This window comes from Hamadaea sp., assembly GCF_013362815.1.
In the GTDB taxonomy this organism is placed as follows: domain Bacteria; phylum Actinomycetota; class Actinomycetes; order Mycobacteriales; family Micromonosporaceae; genus Hamadaea.
Genome location: NZ_JABFVK010000001.1, coordinates 176,863 through 192,382, shown reverse-complemented (window position 1 = coordinate 192,382; position 15,520 = coordinate 176,863). Strand labels below are relative to the sequence as shown.

Here is a 15,520-nt window from a genome sequence, read left to right as displayed (position 1 = left end):
AGATGTCTGACTCCAGTCCGTCCACAGTCTGACCACACGGCGTCCACCGTGGGTGGCAGGCGTCAGGAAGCGCGGTGGCCGTTGACCATGGCGCTGGGGGCGCGACACGGTGCAAAGCCGGACCCTAGGTTCATGATCAACGCTACGGGGTGCGGAGCTCGACCAGGGTGATGTCCGGCGGCGCGCCGACCCGGACCGGCGGACCCCAGAATCCCGCGCCGTTTGTCACGTAGATCTGCGTGCCGTCGATGGTGTCGTAGCCGCTCACCACCGGCTGCTGCAGCTTGACCGCGAGATTGAAGGGCGCCATCTGGCCGCCGTGAGTGTGGCCGGACAGTTGCAGGTCGACGCCGTGCTTGGCCGCGTCGTGCACCTGGATCGGCTGGTGGGCCAGCAGGACGACCGGCTTACCCGGATCGCGCCCGTCGAGCGCCTTGGCGAAGTCGGGTCCGTCGTCGAAGCTCGCGCCCGTCACGTCGTTGACTCCGGCCAGGTCCAGCCCGCCGGGCAGCTCGACCCGCTCGTTGCGCAGCGGCTTCAGGCCCAGCTCGGCGACCTCCTGAATCCACTCCTGGTAGCCGGAGTAGTACTCGTGGTTGCCGGTCACGAAGTAGGCGCCGTGCTTGCTCTGCAGCAGACGAAGCGGCGCGGCGTCATCGCCCAGCTGCGCAACCGTCCCGTCGACTAGGTCGCCGACCACGGTCACGATGTCGGCGTCGAGGCCGTTGATGATCTCGACGATCCGCTCGGTGTGCTTGCGCCCGGCCAGCGGCCCGAGGTGGATGTCGGAGACCAGCGCAACCCGGTAGCCGTCCATCGCGCGCGGCAGCTTGGCCAGCGCGATCTCGCGCCGCTTCAGCACCGGCCGGCCCAGCGCCTGGGTCACCCCGTAGCCCACGGTCCCGGCCGAGACGAGCCCCGCGGTGATCGCGACGGCGCGCGCCACGAACAACCTCCGGCTTTCTCCCTCAGGGGTACGCACAGCGGGGCGGTCGACGTCCGCGACGTCCTCCGCCGGGGCGGGCGCGGCGGCAAGAGCGCCCGCGTCGGGAGCACCCCGAACGCCACGCCCGGACAGCCGCTTGGCCACGAACGCCGGAATTTCGAGCAAAGCGAGCGTCACGAGCAGGTAGAACATGACGGCCAGCCAGACGTAGCCCAGAATCGCCAGCCATTCGAGGTTCGCGTCGAGCCGGGTGAGCACGAGCGCTCCGATGAGGACGACCACGGCCGCGACCACGAGTCCAGTGCCGATGCGGCGAGCCCGCCCCGGCCGGGTGGTGCTGCGTACGAGCCGGAACCAGAGGTAATAGTGGATCGCTCCGGCCACCACGAGGCCGAAGATCAGGAAGGCCGCCATCTCCGCTCAGCCGCCCGCGAAGGGGGGCAGCACGTCGAGCGTGCAACCGGCCGGCAACGGTTGGTCCCGATCGCGCCAGGCGGTCCCGTCGACGAGGAAGCTCGACGCCGACAGCACCTTGGCGAGGGCCGGGACCGAGGCCGAAGTCAGCTCCGTGACGCTGGAGCCGTCCGGCAACTCGGCCTCGGTGGCACCGGCCGCCGCTCGAGCCCCGGCGAAGTAGCGAACCGTGATCACTCAGCCTCCGATCGCTGACATGCCCCGGGCGGGCTGCAGGAATTCCGGATTGTCGATTCCGTGCCCGGCGCGCTTGCCCCACATTGCGCGCCGCCACCGCTCGGCCAGCGCATCATCGTCCGCTCCGCCGCGCAACGCAGTACGCAGATCGCTCTCCTCGGTCGCGAACAGGCAGTTGCGGATCTGCCCGTCGGCGGTGAGCCGGGTGCGGTCGCAGTCTCCGCAGAAGGGGCGGGTCACGCTGGCGATGATGCCGACCCGGCCCGGTCCCCCGTCGACCAGGAAGGTCTCGGCGGGTGCACCCGCGCGGGGGCTCGGATCTGGGGTGAGGTCGAACTGGGTGGCGAGAGCGGTCTGGATCTCATCGGCCGTGATCATCAGTTCGCGCGACCAGCCGTGCTGGGCGTCCAGCGGCATCTGCTCGATGAACCGCAGCTCGTAGCCGTGGGCCAAAGCGAATCGCAGCAGGTCGGGGGCCTCGTCGTCGTTGATCCCGCGTAGGAGGACGGCGTTCAGCTTGACCGGGGTCAGCCCGGCCTCGGCCGCGCCCACGATCCCGGCGAGCACCGCCGAGTGCCGGTCGCGATGGGTGATCTGGGCGAACCGGTCGGCCCGCAGAGTGTCGATCGAGACGTTGACCCGGTCGAGCCCGGCTGCCGCCAGCCCCGGTGCCACTCGGTCGAGGCCGATGCCGTTGGTCGTGAGAGCCAGGTGCGGCCTCGGTCGCAGCCGGGCTGCCGCCGCCACGATCTCCGGGAGGCCGGGCCGCAGTAACGGCTCGCCCCCGGTGAACCGGATCTCGGTCACGCCGAGCCGCTCGACCGCCACCGTGATCAGCCGGACGATCTCGGCGTCGGTGAGCATCTCGGCCTTCGGCAGCCAGGGCAGGCCCTCAGCGGGCATGCAGTAGGAGCAGCGCAGATTGCAGCGATCGGTGAGCGAGACGCGCAGATCGGTGGCGCGCCGGCCGAAACGGTCGAGCAATCCGAAGGTCACCGTCCGACGGTAACGCGAGAGTGTGTCAGAACCACGCACCACCCTCGCCCGGGTCCGCCCTGTGGGCATACCTGTGGGGTTTGAACAGCCAGAACAGGCCCTTCCTGTGGATAACCCGGGTTATCCACAGCATGATCCACAACGCTCGACCCTCGGCCGGTCCGCCGAGATCCTGGGCGCATGACGCCGACGCTGACCCTGCGGCACCCCGCCGATCTGGCCGCTGCCATCCCGTATCTGCTGGGCTTCCATCCGGCCGACAGTCTCGTGGTCGTCGGACTACGCGACACGACGGTCACCGTGGTCCAACGCTGGGATCTCGATCTCGACGTCGACGGGCTGGCCGGGGCCATCGCCGAGGTGCTCGATCGGTCGGTGGTCGAGACGGTGCTGCTCGCCGCGTACGGCGAACTCGCGGTGGTCGGCCCGGTGCTGGAGTGCGTACGCGGCCGGCTCCCGGTTCCGCTGCTCGCGGCGGTCCGGGTGACCGGCGACCGATGCTTCTGCGCCTCCTGTGAGCAGTGCACTCCGCCGGACGGCTTCGCGTTCGACGCGGCGGCGTCGCCGATCCCGGCGGAGGCGACCGTCGCCGGGCTGACCGCCCTGCCCGACCGGGATTCGCTGCGCGACCAGGTCGCACCGGTGACCGGCCAAGCCGCGCGAGCGATGTCCCGCGCGGTCGACCTCGCCGGGAAGCGGCTGGTCCGGCTCATCCAGCGAGCCTGGGACAACGGCGTGCGGGACGGTCAGCCCGCCGTACGCGCAGCCGGGTTCGTGGCGGTCGACGGCGCGCTGGCCGCCGGGCGCCGGGGCGTACGCCTGACCGACGAGCAGATCGCCTGGCTGACCCTGCTGCTGCACTCGCTCCCGGTACGCGACCGAGCCTGGGAGAGCACTGATCACGAACCGTGGCAGCTGAGCCTGTGGACCGACGTGACCCGGCGAGCCGATCCCGAACTGGCCGCGCCGCCGGCGACCCTGCTCGCCTTCGCCGCCTGGCGCGACGGCAACGGGCCGCTCGCCGGGGTGGCCCTGGATCGGGCGCTGACCGCCGACGCCGACTATTCGCTGGCCAAGCTCATCCAGGACGCGATGCTCCGCGGTCTGCCCGGCTCGACGCTCGGCCGCTGGCCCAGCCAACGGAGTCTGCGCGATCTCGGCGTACGGCGCGGCCGGTCCACTCCGGCGGACGAGAGCGCCTAACGTCTTCGGGGTGGACTTCGCCTTCTTGCGGGAGCATCCGCATCTGCTGCCGACGTTCCTGACGCATCAGCGCATCCGGGAGACGCCGGTCGGCGGTGGCTCGATCAGCAGCGCCTCCCGGCTCACGCTCGACGACGGGACCTCGCTGTTCGCCAAGACCTGGCCGCATCCGGACGGGCCGCCACCGGGGTTCTTCGAGGCCGAGGCGAGCGGGTTGAGCTGGCTGCGGGCGGCGGAGGCGCTGCCGGTGCCCGAAGTGGTCGTGGCGTTGCCCGAGCTGCTCGCCCTGGAATGGGTGGAGCCGGGCGAGCCGACCGAGGCGGGCGCGGCGAGGTTCGGCCGGGGGCTCGCCCGGCTGCACGCGTCGGGCGCGGACTCCTTCGGTGCACCCTGGCCGGGCTACATCGGGTCGCTGCCGATGGACAACACGCCCAGCGAAGGCCCCTGGAGCACCTGGTACGCCACCCGCCGCCTGCTCCCGTACGCAGTGCTCTCCCACGAGAACGGTGCTCTGAGCAGCGACGATCTGGCCCGGGTGGAGCGCCTGGCCGAGCGGCTCGGCGACTTCGACCCCGGCGAACCGCCCGCTCGCCTGCACGGCGACCTCTGGCCGGGCAACGTGCTCTGGGACGAGTCGGGTCGCGGGTGGCTCGTCGATCCGGCGGCCCACGGCGGCAACCGGCTGACCGATCTCGCCAGCCTCGGGCTGTTCGGCGGAGTCGCGTACTTGGGGCTGGTGCTGGAGGCGTACCAGGAGGAGTTCCCGCTGCCGCACGGCTGGCGGAACCTGCTCCCCTGCCATCGGATCTTCCTCATGCTGGTGCACACCGCGCTCTTCGGCGGGGGCTACCGCCCGGCCGTCCTCGGGGAACTCGACGCGCTGGGGTTCTGAGCCGCCAATCTCCGGGCCAGTTCCAAGTCGGCCGGGGTGTCGCAGTCCAGATACTCCGGGAGCCGCGCTTGCGCGGGGTGCGCTTCCGCTGTGCGTACCGGATAGAGATCGCGGACCCGGGGCGACCGGGTCTCCAGCGCTGCTCTCAGCGCGCCCACTCGCCAGTACGCGACGAGATGCTGGCGGCGGCCCTCGGCGTCGAGCAGTACGGCGGCCTCGTTCTCCCCCAGGGCGGTACGCAGCGCGCGGACCGTGCCGTCGGTGAGAAAAGGCAGGTCGGCGGCGAGGATCGCGACGGTCTCGACGTCGTCGGGCAGGAGCGCGACCCCGGCGCGAAGGGCGGGCACGGGCCCACTGCCGGGCGGATTCTCCACGGTGATCAGGACGTCCGCCGGAAGGCTGGCGACCTGCCCCACCACGATGCGAGGCCGAGCGTCTGCGACTGCGGTCAGGACGCGCGTGAGGAGAGCGGTGCCCTCGACCGTGAGCAATGGTTTCGCGACGCCGCCCAGCCGCCGGGCCGCTCCACCGGCAAGCACTATCGCCGCGAATGTCATATGGCTAACAGTAGGGCTGTCGGCCTACCAACCATGCGATGCCGAAGCCGATATCGGCGTGGGTAGGGTTGCGGGGACTGGATCGGAGGCCCGTCATGACCGAGTTCCATCTGCTGGACGAACCCACCACGTCCGACCTGGCCGCGAAGGTGACCCAGGCGTGGCGGGACTTCGCCGGCGCGCTGGCGGAGGCGCTGCCGACGTTGCCGCCGAAGTCGGAGCTCTTCCTGACGGTCGATCCGACCGCGTACGGGACCGGCGACGTCGTCTACTCCGTCGGCGTGACCGTCGGCGAGGACAACCTGCTCTCGGCCATGGCGGTCGGCAACGGCCTGCTGCCCACCGGCTACAAGCTCGACCGCAACGCCGTCGCGGCGATGATCGAGCTCGGCTGGTCGCCGCCCGGCGTCATCCCGGGCTCGCGGGAGCACTTCGGCCAGAACACCTCGGTCGACCTCGCGCCGCAGCTTGCGGTGACGCTGACCCGGACCCTGCGCGACGTCTACGGCGCGCCGCACCCGGCGTTCGTCGTCTACGGGGCGCGGGACGAGGAGGAAGAGGCGATCACGCTCACCGGCCTGGGTACTGCCCGGCCCGAGTCCTCGCTCGCGCTGACCGAGGCCGACCTGGAGCTGGCGGACGGCGACGACCCCGACGACGGCGGCCTCGACTTGCCGGAGCGCGTGCGTACGGTGGTCGCCGCGCTGCTCAAGACGACGCCCGAGGAGCTGACCGTCGACCAGGACGGCGACATCGGCATCCGGTCCGGCTCGGCGATGGTTTTCGTCAAGGTTCGCGAGAACCCGCCGCTGGTCGACGTCTTCTCCCCGCTGCTGACCGAGGTCGAGCCGTCCGAGCAGCTGTTCGTACGCCTCTCCGACCTGACCAACCGGATGCCGATCGGTCGGCTCTACTGCACGAACGGGACGGTGTGGGCGTCGGTGCCCGTGATGGGCCGCAGGTTCCAGGCCACCCACCTCGTGCTGGCCATCCAGGTGATGACCGGGCTCGCCGACGAACTCGACGACCGGCTGCAGGGCGAGTTCGGGGGCAAGCGCTTCTACAGCGAGGGTGACAAGCCCGGCCTCCCCGAGCGCACCGGCATGTACCTGTAGTTCAGGGCACGGGATTCTCCACGAGCCGCGACAGCACGATCATGCTGTGCGTACTCGTGACGAAGGGTTCGGCGCGCAGCCGTTCGAGCGCCTGCTCCAGGTGAGCGATGTCGGCTGCGCGCAGATGCACGAGCGCGTCGGCCCGCCCGGAGATCGTGTACGCCCCGACCACTTCCGGATGCCGTCGAGCCGCCACGGCGATCTGCGCCGGAGTCGTCCGCCCGGTGCAGAAGAGCTCGACGAACGCCTCCGTCGTCCAGCCCACCGCGGCCGGATCGATCACCGCGGTGAAGCCCTTGATCACGCCGGCCGAGCGCAGCCGGTCCACCCGGCGCTTCACCGCCGGAGCCGACAACGACACGATCGCGCCGATCTCGGCGTACGAGGCTCGGGCGTCTGACACGAGCGACGCAATGATTCGCTTGTCCACCTCGTCAAGCTGCAACGTTTCGCTCCTCAGACGCATGATAAACGGCTGTTCGCGTCCCCAGGCCCTCCTTACTGTAGGTGATCGTGATCTACCTGATGAGCCCGCCCGAGCACTTCACCGTGGCGTACGAGATCAACCCGTGGATGCGGGCCGACCAGCCGGTCGACCGCGACCGCGCGGTGAAGCAGTGGGACGCGCTGCGGACGGCGCTGCTCGACCTCGGCCATCAGGTGCACGTGCTCACTCCGGTCGCCGGCCTGCCCGACATGGTCTTCGCCGCCAACGGCGCGTTCAGCGTCGACGGCATCGTCTACGGCGCCCGGTTCAAGTACGCCGAGCGCGCCGCCGAAGCGGACGCCCACCGCACCTTCTACGAATCGGTCGGCGGCTGGAAGTTCGTCCCGCCGACGCAGGTCAACGAGGGTGAGGGCGATTTCGCGTACCTGCCGGGGCGGGGGCTGATCCTCGCCGGGCACGGCTTCCGGACCGAGACCGCGGCCCACGCCGAGGCGCAGGAGGTGCTCGGCCGCCCGGTGGTCTCGCTGCGGCTGGTCGACGATCGGTTCTACCACCTGGACACCGCGTTGGCGGTGCTGGACGACCACCGGATCACGTACTACCCCGGGGCCTTCTCGGCCAGCTCGCAACGAGTGCTCGCGCAGCTCTTCCCGGACGCCGTGCTCGCCGACGAGACCGACGCCCTCGCGTTCGGCCTCAACCTGGTCAGCGACGGGCACAACGTGCTGGTCAACACCGAGGCGACGGCGTACGCCGAGAAGCTGGCCGCCGCCGGATACCGCCCGGTGGCGATCGATCTCAGCGAGCTGAAGAAGGGCGGCGGCAGCGTCAAGTGCTGCGTCGCCGAACTGCGCTCCTGATCCGCCGGCGCCGTGTCTTCGGCTAGCCCAGGGTCGCCAGGCTCCGGACGGTCACGTTCGCCAGCTTCGGGCCGTCCTTCATCACCCGGCGCAGATACCACTTCTGGAGCGGCGTACGCGTCTGGTTGAACGCGATCGTGCCCCGGGGACTGGTGATCTGACCCAAGCCGCCGAGCTTGGCGTTGATCAGGTCGCGCGACGGCTGTGCCTCGCCACAGGCCCGGATGGCCTTGTCGAGCGCCTGTGCGGCATCCCAGCCTGCGACCGCGTACGCCGAGGGGGTCCGCCGGACGGTGGCGCGGAAGCGCGAGGCGAACAGCTGATTGGTGGCGTTGGAGAGGTCGGCCGAGTAGTTCATCGCCGTGTAGATCCCCGCCGCCGTCTTCTCCCCGAGACTGCCGATCACCGTGTCGAGCGCGCTGCCCTCGGTGAGGTCGCCTGGTGCGTACAGGTCGGCGTCGACGCCCGCACCGCGGAGTACTTTGATGAAGGCGAGTCCGGTCGCCCCGGTCAACGCGCAGAACACCGCGTCTGGCTTCAGACCCTCGATCGAGGACACCACTGAGGACGTAGTCTGCGTCCCGAGCTTGAAGACGCGGTCCTTGGGGATCGCCTTGGCGTATCCCTCATGGAATCCCGCGACGGCGTCGGTGCTGGTGAGTTCGGAGTTCCCGACGACCACGACGCTGGCCCCGATGGCCTGCAGGTAGCGGCCGAGCGCGACGCCCGGCTCTCTGCCCACATAGGACGAGCTCCAGATGAACAGTACGCTCTGCAGCGAGTTCGGATTCTGGTGCGCGCTGATCAGCGGGATGTGCGCGTTTTCCACGGTGTCGCGAATGGCCAGCAGCGTCTCCGGCAGGGCCACGCCGGCGATCGCCGATACGCCCTGCTTGATGAGCCGGTCGACGGCCGCCTTGCTCTCCTCCGGCTTGTCCCGCTCCTCGGCCTGCACGATCGTGACGTCGTACGTGCCGAACGGCCGATTGAGATCGGTGTAGAGCTTGAATCCGTCGTAGATGTCCGAGCCGATGGCCTTGAGTTCGTCGGTCTGCGGGATGAGTAGTCCGATGGAGACGGTCCCGGTCGGCCCGCTGGCCGAACCGGCCGTGTCGCACCCGCTGACCGCACCGGCGGTCAACCCGCCGAGAGCCAGGCCACCGAGGGCGCGCAGAGCCGTCCGGCGCTGGACGAGCGGTTTGCCGATCTCACTCACATGTCCTCCAAGCGCGGTGCCCCCCACCCGACCCGGCGAGCAAAGTCCACTTCGGCGTTCTACCGGTGAAATGTCACTAGGTCAATGCTTGATCATCGAACTGTTATGGAAGGCAAGCCAGAGACGTCTGGGGACGCTCCCCACGCGGATGTGATAGGCATGAGGGGTTCGGGCAGGCGAGCGCGGAGGATTCATGGCTGAGGAACGGGCTGAGGGCCGCAACGACGACCGGGCCACGGTGGTGGTCGTCGGGCAGGACGGGCGTCCGGTCGGCACGGTCGAAGTGCCGCAGGGCGAAGGTCAGCCGACCGAGGAGGATCCGGCCCGCCTGGTCGAGCAGCCGGCCAAGGTCATGCGCATCGGCAGCATGATCAAACAGCTGCTCGAAGAGGCCCGTTCCGCCCCGCTGGACGAGGCGGGCCGGCAGCGCCTGGCCGAGATCCACCGCCGGTCGATCGTCGAGCTGGAGGACGGGCTCGCCCCCGAACTGCGAGACGAGCTGGAGCGGCTGTCGCTGCCGTTCGACGCGGAGACGACGCCCAGCGTGGACGAGCTGCGGATCGCGCAGGCCCAGCTGGTGGGCTGGCTGGAAGGCTTGTTCCACGGCATCCAGGCGACCTTGGTCGCTCAGCAGATGGCGGCCCGGCTGCAGTTGGAGCAGATGCGCGGTGGGCAGCAGCCGCGGGCGCTTCCGCCGGGGCTCACCCTTCCGCCGGGCACGGGGCAACCGCCGACCGGCGACGGCCGGGGCACCGGCCAGTACCTCTGACCCGTCCAGCCACCGGGCGCCTTTCGCGCTGGATCACGGATCTGGGTCGAGTCATGCGCCAAGATTCGACCGAGAACCCTGATCTGCCGCGATACGGCCGCGCCGCGGGCCGGCGACAAGGCCACCGGGACATTTGTCCTACGGAACTCGGGATCGGCGCATCTGAAACCTGAGCCGGCGGCCGCCTACCGTCGATCTCATGACGGACGCACTGAAACTGACCGGGGTCACGAAGGACTTCGGCTCGGTGCGGGCGGTCGACGGTATCGATCTGTCGATCGCCCCTGGGGAGACGGTGGCTCTGCTCGGCCCGAACGGCGCCGGCAAGTCCACCACGATCAACATGCTGCTCGGCTTGATCGAGCCGACCGCCGGCACGGTCGAGGTGTTCGGGACCAACCCGCACAAGGCGGTGCGCGCGGGCCGGATCGGCGCGATGCTGCAGGACGCGGGCTTCGTGCCGAACGCGACCGTGCGGGAGCTCGTCGAGCTGGCCCGGGCGATCTACCCGAAGCCACTGCCCACCGGGCAGATCCTGCAGACCGCCGACCTCACCGACATCGCGGGCCGGCGGCTGGACAAGCTCTCCGGCGGGCAGGCCCAGCGGGCGCGGTTCGCCTTCGCCCTCGCCGGCAACCCCGACTTGCTCGTGCTGGACGAGCCGACCTCGGCCATGGACGTGGCGAGCCGTCAGGCGTTCTGGGCCACGATGCGCTCGTACGCCGAGGGCGGCCGGACAGTGCTGTTCGCCACCCACTACCTCGCCGAGGCCGATGACTTCGCCGATCGCGTGATCGTCGTCTCGGGTGGGCGGATCATCGCCGACGGCACCGGAGCGGACATCAAGAAGGCGGTCTCCGGGCGTACGGTGAGCTTCGATCTCGAAGGAGCCGGGACGGTGGGACTGGACCGGCTGCCCGGCGTCACCGCCGTCGACATCCGGGGCGACCGCGCCCTGCTCCGCTGCGACGACTCGGACGCGACCGTACGCGCCCTGGTCACCAGCGGACGCGCCTTCGGCAACCTCGAAGTGGCCGGAGCCGGCCTCGAAGAAGCCTTCCTCGCCCTCACCAGCGCCACCTCGGAGGTCTGAGATGCTCGCGTACCTGAAGTTCGAGCTGCGCCGGATGTACCGGGAACCGCGGCTGATCATCCTGACCGTGGCGATGCCGGTGATCCTGTTCCTCGCCCTGGGCGGCTCGATCAAGGGAGACACTCCGGAGAAGACCAAGGAGATCCTCGCCTACCTGATGGTCGCGTGGGCGGCATACGGGGCCCTGCTGGGCACCTTCTCCAGCGGCGTCGGCGTCTCGCACGAACGCTCGGCCGGCTGGCTGCGCCAGCTGCGGATCACTCCGCTGCCGCCGGCGACCGTCGTGATCACCAAGGCGATCGCCTGCTCGCTCGTCGCGATTCCGGCCGTGCTGGTCGTGAGCGTCATCGGGATGGCCCGGAACGTGGACTTCAGCGTCGGGCAGCTGGCCCTCCTGGTGCTGCTGATGTGGCTGGGCAGCGTGCCGTTCGCCCTCGTCGGGCTGGCCGTCGGCTTCGTTCTGCCGCCGAACCTGGCGCAGCCGGCGAGCTTCCTGGTCAGCTTCGGTCTGGCCTTCGCGGGCGGGATCTTCATCCAGAGCGACGACATGCCCAAGACGATGCAGCAGATCGTGGAGTGGTCGCCGAGCTACCGGTTCACCCAGGCCGGGTACGCCGTCCTCCAGCACGATACGCAGTCCGGAACGGGCTGGGCGATCATCGCCGGCTGGGCTCTTGTCTTCGCCGCGCTCGCGGCGCTGGCCTATCGACGCTCGGCAGCGGCAAAATAAACCGCGATGAAGATCTTCGCGCCGTTCATGTCGGCTGAGGAAAGGGCCCGGCTCAGCGATCCGATCACCCCGAAGGAGCTGCGCAAGCGGCGAATGATCGGCGGGGTGTGGGCGCTGGTCTGGTCCTTTCCGATCCTCAGCCTCGCGGACGACGTCCTGCGAGCCACGGACACCCCGTGGCTGGCCTTCGTCCTGTTCGCCGCCTACGTCGCGCTGTATCTCTACGTGGTGATGCGGGGGTTCGGCAGTCGCCTGCCGTTCCCACCGCTGCGCGATCAGATGGCGCTCTGGGCGTTCACGATCCTCGGGATCATCCTCGCCGTCTTCTACACCCGCGAGGCGGCCGGCGGCGCGCTGATCCTCATCCTCTACGTCGCGGTCGCCGGAGTCTCGCTCTATCCACCGCCGACGGCGTACTTCTGGGTCGGGGGCAGCTCACTCCTCCTGGGCGGGATGGGACTGCTCGCCGGCGACAAGCTGGGCGACGTCGCGTCGCTCGTCCTGAACGTGCTGCTCGCGACCGCGATGGTGCTCGTCGTGCGGAACATGATCCGGCTGATCCGAGAACTCGACCGCACCCGGACCGAGCTGGCCCGGTCCGCTGTCGAGCAAGAGCGCCTGCGCTTCGCCCGCGATCTGCACGACCTGCTCGGCCACTCGCTGTCGCTCATCGTGGTCAAGTCCGAAGTGGTCCGCCGGCTCGCCGAACGCGATCCGGCCGCGGCCGCCAAGGAGGCCGCGGAGATCGAGGAGGTCGGGCGCAAGGCGCTGGCCGAGGTCCGCGAGGCGGTCACCGGTTATCGCGAACGCCCGCTCTCCGACGAGCTCCACGGGGCTCGCGGCGCGCTCACGGACGCGGGGATCGAGACGAACATCCGGCTCTCCATCCGCACCGACGAGTTGCCGTCCGCTGTGGATCAGGCCTTCGCCTGGGTCGTACGCGAGGCGGCAACCAACGTCATCCGGCACAGCGGTGCGCGTACAACTCGGATCATGCTGGACCGAAGCGCAACCGCCTGGTCGCTGACGGTGCGCGACGACGGCCGAGGTCGCGCCGCGACCGCGACGGAGGGTAACGGCCTGCGGGGATTGCGTGAGCGCCTGGCGGCCCTGGACGGGACGCTGACCCAGAGCGGACCGGGGTTCACGTTGCGCGCGGACGTGCCGCGAGAACGGAGCGAGTCGTGATTCGCGTGCTGCTGGCCGAGGACCAGGGGATGATGCGCGGCGCGTTGGCGCTGCTCCTGGGCCTGGAAGAAGACATCGAGGTGGTGGCGCAGGTCGACCGGGGCGACCAGGTCGTGCCCGCCGCCCGCGAACACCGGCCGGACGTGGCGCTGCTGGACATCGAGATGCCCGGCCGGACCGGCCTGGACGCGGCCGCCGACCTGCGGACCGAGGTGCCCGACTGCAAGGTCGTCATCCTGACGACCTTCGGCCGGCCCGGATATCTGCGCCGCGCGATGGACGCAGGCGCCCGCGCTTTCCTCGTCAAGGACGGGCCGGTCGAGGAGCTGGCCTCGTCGATCCGCAAGGTGCTGGCCGGGCAGACCGTCGTCGACCCCGCGCTGGCGACAGCTGCCCTGGCGGCCGGCCCTAATCCGCTCACCGAGCGGGAACGTGACGTCCTGTCCGCTGCGGTCGACGGCGCGACCATCGCGGAGATCGCTACGCGGCTGCACCTCTCCGAGAGCACCGTTCGCAACTACCTTTCGGCTGCCATCGGCAAGACCGGTACGCGCAACCGCATGGAGGCTGTTCAGGCTGCTCGGGCGCAGGGGTGGCTCTAGCTTCTTGTCCCTTTTGTCCCGCGCGGCTTCTGCGCGGGCCTTCCGCGTTATCCGGGATAACGCGGCTATTTTTCGCGCGGAGGCCGCGTTATCCCGCATAACGCGCTGCGAGGCGGACCCGACGCGCCGCGAACCCCAACGCGAGCTACGAGAAGAGGCGCTCGAGGTACTCGGCGACCCCGTCGGCGTCGTTGGCGGCAGTGACCTCGTCAGCCATCCCGAGCACTGTCGGATGCCCGTTGGCGACCGCGACCCGGTGACCGGCCCAGGCGAAACTCGGTACGTCGTTGAGCTGATCGCCGAAGACCAGCACGTCGGCCGGGTCGATGCCGAGCAGCTCGGTGACGACGGTCAGCCCGCTCGCCTTGTCCACTCCCGGCGGATGGATCTCTACGAAGCCCGGCCAGGCCTGGATGATCTCGACGTCGGGGTGGTGCGCCTCCTGGGTGAGGCGTGCGCCCAACTCCGGTGCGACCTGCAGGAATCCCTTGATGATGGAGGCGGCGAACATCTCGTCCCGCGTACGCAAGTCGATCGGGTCGGGATAGGGCCACTGCTCCCATTCGCTCCACAGTGGTGCGTTCTCGGCGTCGAGTGCTTCCACAGTCAGCTGCAAGGGGCCGAACTCGGCTTCCAGTTGCGGCATCAACTCCGCCAGTACGCGACCAGGAAACCGCAGGTCCAGCAGCACTCGCGGGTCGTCGCCGGTCAGGTCGAGCACCCGTCCGCCGCCGCCGAGCACGAAGTAGTCCGCCGACGGCAGGTCGCCCCGGGACATGCCCGTGAGCCGGGGCCCGCGCCCGGTGGCTCCCACGATCGGCACTCCGGCGTCGCGTACGCGGTCGAAAGCGGCGTCGGTGCGCGCCGAAACGGTGCCGTCGGTCCGGACGATGGTGCCGTCCAGGTCCGTCACCACGAGTTTCGGGCGCCGGGCTTGCGGAGCGAAGTCCGGCCCGGCGAGGCGGGCCGGACGGCTCGGAACAGTCACTTGATCGGTTCGAGCAGGTCGCGGCCGCCGAGGAAGGGCTGCAACGCCTTGGGCACCCGGACCGATCCGTCCGGCTGCTGGTGGTTCTCCAGCAGCGGCACGAGCATGCGCGTCGTGGCGAGCGTTCCGTTCAGGGTCGCCACCGTCTGCGACTTGCCTTCGGCGTCACGGTGGCGGATGTTGAGCCGCCGCGCCTGGAAGGTGGTGCAGTTCGAGGTGCTCGTGACCTCGCGGTACCGGCCTTGGCTCGGCAGCCAAGCCTCGCAGTCGTACTTGCGGGCCGCGCTGGAGCCGAGGTCGCCCGCCGCGGTGTCGATCACCCGGTAGGGCAGCTCCAGCTTGCCGAGCAGCTCTTCCTCCCAGGCCAGCAGGCGCTTGTGCTCGGCCTGCGCCTCTTCCGGGGCGCAGAACACGAACATCTCGGCCTTGTTGAACTGGTGCACGCGGATGATGCCCCGGGTGTCCTTGCCGTAGGAGCCCGCCTCCCGCCGGAAGCAGGTCGACCAGGCCACGTAGCGTCGCGGTCCGTCGAGGTCCAGGATCTCGTCCTTGTGGTACGCCGCCAGCGGCACCTCGCTCGTGCCGACGAGGTAGAGGTCGTCGGCCGGCAGATGGTAGACCTCGCTGGCGTGCGCACCGAGGTAGCCGGTGCCCTCCATCGATTCCGGCTTGACCAGGACCGGCGGCACCATCGGGATGAAGCCGTTCTCGACGGCCTGCTGGATGCCGAGCTGAAGCAGGGCGTTCTCCAGGAGCGCGCCGATCCCGGTGAGGTAGTAGAAGCGGGCGCCCGACACCTTCGCGCCGCGCGGAGTGTCGATCGCGCCGAGCAGCTCGCCGAGGGCCAGGTGGTCCTTCGGATCGGCGATCTCGGGCTTGACCCCGACCTCCTTGAGCACGATGTAGTCGTCCTCGCCCCCGGGCGGGGCGTCCGGCTCGACCAGGTTCGCCACGGCGAGGTGAGCCTGGCGCAGCTCGTCCTCGGCTTCCGCGCCGGCCGCCTCCGCCGCCTTCACCTCGGCCGCGAGCTGCTTGGTCCGCTCCAGCAGGGCGGTCTTCTCATCGCCCTTCGCCTGGCGGATCTCGGTGCCCAGGGTCTTCTGCTCGGCCCGCAGCCCTTCGAAGCGCTGCACAGCGGACCTGCGCGCCTCGTCCGCACTCAGCAGGCGATCCACGGACGACTCGTTCTCGCCGCGGGCGCGCTGGCTGGCTCGGAAGAGGTCCGGGTCGTCCCGGAGCAGGCGCAGATCAATCATGCGACAAGCC

At 70.0% G+C, this 15,520-nt stretch carries 17 protein-coding genes; 9 read left to right on the top strand and 8 right to left on the bottom strand.

All coding sequences use genetic code 11. The features are described from left to right. Positions 1–142: 142 nt before the first annotated feature. From HOV77_RS00985 to moaA, 3 genes are read right to left on the bottom strand one after another with little or no spacing between them, the layout of a single operon-like run. On the bottom strand, positions 143–1,360 hold the full coding sequence (locus tag HOV77_RS00985) for a metallophosphoesterase (protein WP_290856068.1): 1,218 nt from the start codon (positions 1,358–1,360) through the stop codon (positions 143–145). 6 nt (positions 1,361–1,366) lie between these two features. Beyond that, the gene (locus HOV77_RS00980) at positions 1,367–1,597 is read right to left on the bottom strand and encodes a MoaD/ThiS family protein (RefSeq protein WP_290856065.1); all 231 of its coding nucleotides are present in this window, start codon (positions 1,595–1,597) and stop codon (positions 1,367–1,369) included. Beyond that, on the bottom strand, positions 1,598–2,593 hold the full coding sequence (moaA, locus tag HOV77_RS00975; RefSeq protein ID WP_290856063.1) for a GTP 3',8-cyclase MoaA: 996 nt from the start codon (positions 2,591–2,593) through the stop codon (positions 1,598–1,600). A gap of 180 nt (positions 2,594–2,773) precedes the next feature. Between moaA and HOV77_RS00970 the strand changes: the two genes are divergently transcribed. Then, a complete protein-coding gene (locus HOV77_RS00970; RefSeq protein ID WP_290856061.1) occupies positions 2,774–3,796 on the top strand; it encodes a DUF4192 domain-containing protein in 1,023 nt (340 codons plus the stop codon). 10 nt (positions 3,797–3,806) lie between these two features. Continuing rightward, positions 3,807–4,688: a fructosamine kinase family protein gene (locus HOV77_RS00965; RefSeq protein ID WP_290856059.1), complete on the top strand. Its 882-nt coding sequence runs from the start codon at positions 3,807–3,809 to the stop codon at positions 4,686–4,688. On the opposite strand, the gene HOV77_RS00960 is transcribed toward HOV77_RS00965, so the two are convergent. Then, positions 4,643–5,245, bottom strand: coding sequence for a molybdenum cofactor guanylyltransferase (locus HOV77_RS00960; protein WP_290856057.1), 603 nt, complete (start codon positions 5,243–5,245; stop codon positions 4,643–4,645). The genes HOV77_RS00965 and HOV77_RS00960 overlap by 46 nt on opposite strands. 95 nt (positions 5,246–5,340) lie before the next feature. Between HOV77_RS00960 and HOV77_RS00955 the strand changes: the two genes are divergently transcribed. Then, complete coding sequence (locus HOV77_RS00955) at positions 5,341–6,360, top strand: hypothetical protein (RefSeq protein ID WP_290856055.1); 1,020 nt, start codon at positions 5,341–5,343, stop codon at positions 6,358–6,360. 1 nt (position 6,361) lies between these two features. Here HOV77_RS00955 and HOV77_RS00950 read toward each other — a convergent pair whose 3' ends face one another. Then, on the bottom strand, positions 6,362–6,805 hold the full coding sequence (locus tag HOV77_RS00950; protein WP_290856052.1) for an Lrp/AsnC family transcriptional regulator: 444 nt from the start codon (positions 6,803–6,805) through the stop codon (positions 6,362–6,364). A gap of 80 nt (positions 6,806–6,885) precedes the next feature. Between HOV77_RS00950 and ddaH the strand changes: the two genes are divergently transcribed. Beyond that, positions 6,886–7,668, top strand: a complete 783-nt coding sequence (ddaH, locus tag HOV77_RS00945) for a dimethylargininase (protein WP_290856169.1) — start codon at positions 6,886–6,888, stop codon at positions 7,666–7,668. Positions 7,669–7,690: 22 nt separating this feature from the next. Here the strand turns inward: ddaH and HOV77_RS00940 are convergent, their stop codons facing one another. Then, a complete protein-coding gene (locus HOV77_RS00940) occupies positions 7,691–8,884 on the bottom strand; it encodes an ABC transporter substrate-binding protein (RefSeq protein WP_290856050.1) in 1,194 nt (397 codons plus the stop codon). A gap of 193 nt (positions 8,885–9,077) precedes the next feature. Between HOV77_RS00940 and HOV77_RS00935 the strand changes: the two genes are divergently transcribed. From HOV77_RS00935 to HOV77_RS00915, 5 genes are all read left to right on the top strand, one after another. Continuing rightward, positions 9,078–9,653, top strand: coding sequence for a bacterial proteasome activator family protein (locus HOV77_RS00935; RefSeq protein ID WP_290856048.1), 576 nt, complete (start codon positions 9,078–9,080; stop codon positions 9,651–9,653). A 199-nt stretch (positions 9,654–9,852) separates the two neighbouring features. Then, entirely contained in the window at positions 9,853–10,746 is an 894-nt protein-coding gene (locus HOV77_RS00930) for an ABC transporter ATP-binding protein (RefSeq protein ID WP_290856046.1), read from the top strand. 1 nt (position 10,747) lies between these two features. Continuing rightward, on the top strand, positions 10,748–11,476 hold the full coding sequence (locus HOV77_RS00925; protein ID WP_290856044.1) for an ABC transporter permease: 729 nt from the start codon (positions 10,748–10,750) through the stop codon (positions 11,474–11,476). A gap of 6 nt (positions 11,477–11,482) precedes the next feature. Beyond that, a complete protein-coding gene (locus HOV77_RS00920) occupies positions 11,483–12,664 on the top strand; it encodes a histidine kinase (RefSeq protein WP_290856042.1) in 1,182 nt (393 codons plus the stop codon). Beyond that, a complete protein-coding gene (locus HOV77_RS00915; RefSeq protein ID WP_290856040.1) occupies positions 12,661–13,266 on the top strand; it encodes a response regulator transcription factor in 606 nt (201 codons plus the stop codon). Before HOV77_RS00920 ends, HOV77_RS00915 begins: the two co-directional genes overlap by 4 nt. A gap of 145 nt (positions 13,267–13,411) precedes the next feature. Here HOV77_RS00915 and HOV77_RS00910 read toward each other — a convergent pair whose 3' ends face one another. Further along, the gene (locus HOV77_RS00910) at positions 13,412–14,182 is read right to left on the bottom strand and encodes an HAD hydrolase family protein (protein ID WP_290856165.1); all 771 of its coding nucleotides are present in this window, start codon (positions 14,180–14,182) and stop codon (positions 13,412–13,414) included. Between the two features lie 68 nt (positions 14,183–14,250). Beyond that, a complete protein-coding gene (serS, locus tag HOV77_RS00905; RefSeq protein ID WP_290856038.1) occupies positions 14,251–15,510 on the bottom strand; it encodes a serine--tRNA ligase in 1,260 nt (419 codons plus the stop codon). Between the last annotated feature and the right edge of the window lie 10 nt (positions 15,511–15,520).

What these genes read in the sequence shown, in the direction of transcription:
- HOV77_RS00920 (WP_290856042.1), top strand. Translation starts at nt 11,483, where the DNA reads ATGAAGATCTTCGCGCCGTTCATGTCGGCTGAGGAAAGGGCCCGGCTC.
- ddaH (WP_290856169.1), top strand. Translation starts at nt 6,886, where the DNA reads ATGAGCCCGCCCGAGCACTTCACCGTGGCGTACGAGATCAACCCGTGG.
- HOV77_RS00935 (WP_290856048.1), top strand. Translation starts at nt 9,078, where the DNA reads ATGGCTGAGGAACGGGCTGAGGGCCGCAACGACGACCGGGCCACGGTG.
- HOV77_RS00985 (WP_290856068.1), bottom strand. Translation starts at nt 1,360, where the DNA reads ATGGCGGCCTTCCTGATCTTCGGCCTCGTGGTGGCCGGAGCGATCCAC.
- HOV77_RS00930 (WP_290856046.1), top strand. Translation starts at nt 9,853, where the DNA reads ATGACGGACGCACTGAAACTGACCGGGGTCACGAAGGACTTCGGCTCG.
- HOV77_RS00955 (WP_290856055.1), top strand. Translation starts at nt 5,341, where the DNA reads ATGACCGAGTTCCATCTGCTGGACGAACCCACCACGTCCGACCTGGCC.
- HOV77_RS00925 (WP_290856044.1), top strand. Translation starts at nt 10,748, where the DNA reads ATGCTCGCGTACCTGAAGTTCGAGCTGCGCCGGATGTACCGGGAACCG.
- HOV77_RS00970 (WP_290856061.1), top strand. Translation starts at nt 2,774, where the DNA reads ATGACGCCGACGCTGACCCTGCGGCACCCCGCCGATCTGGCCGCTGCC.
- serS (WP_290856038.1), bottom strand. Translation starts at nt 15,510, where the DNA reads ATGATTGATCTGCGCCTGCTCCGGGACGACCCGGACCTCTTCCGAGCC.
- HOV77_RS00960 (WP_290856057.1), bottom strand. Translation starts at nt 5,245, where the DNA reads ATGACATTCGCGGCGATAGTGCTTGCCGGTGGAGCGGCCCGGCGGCTG.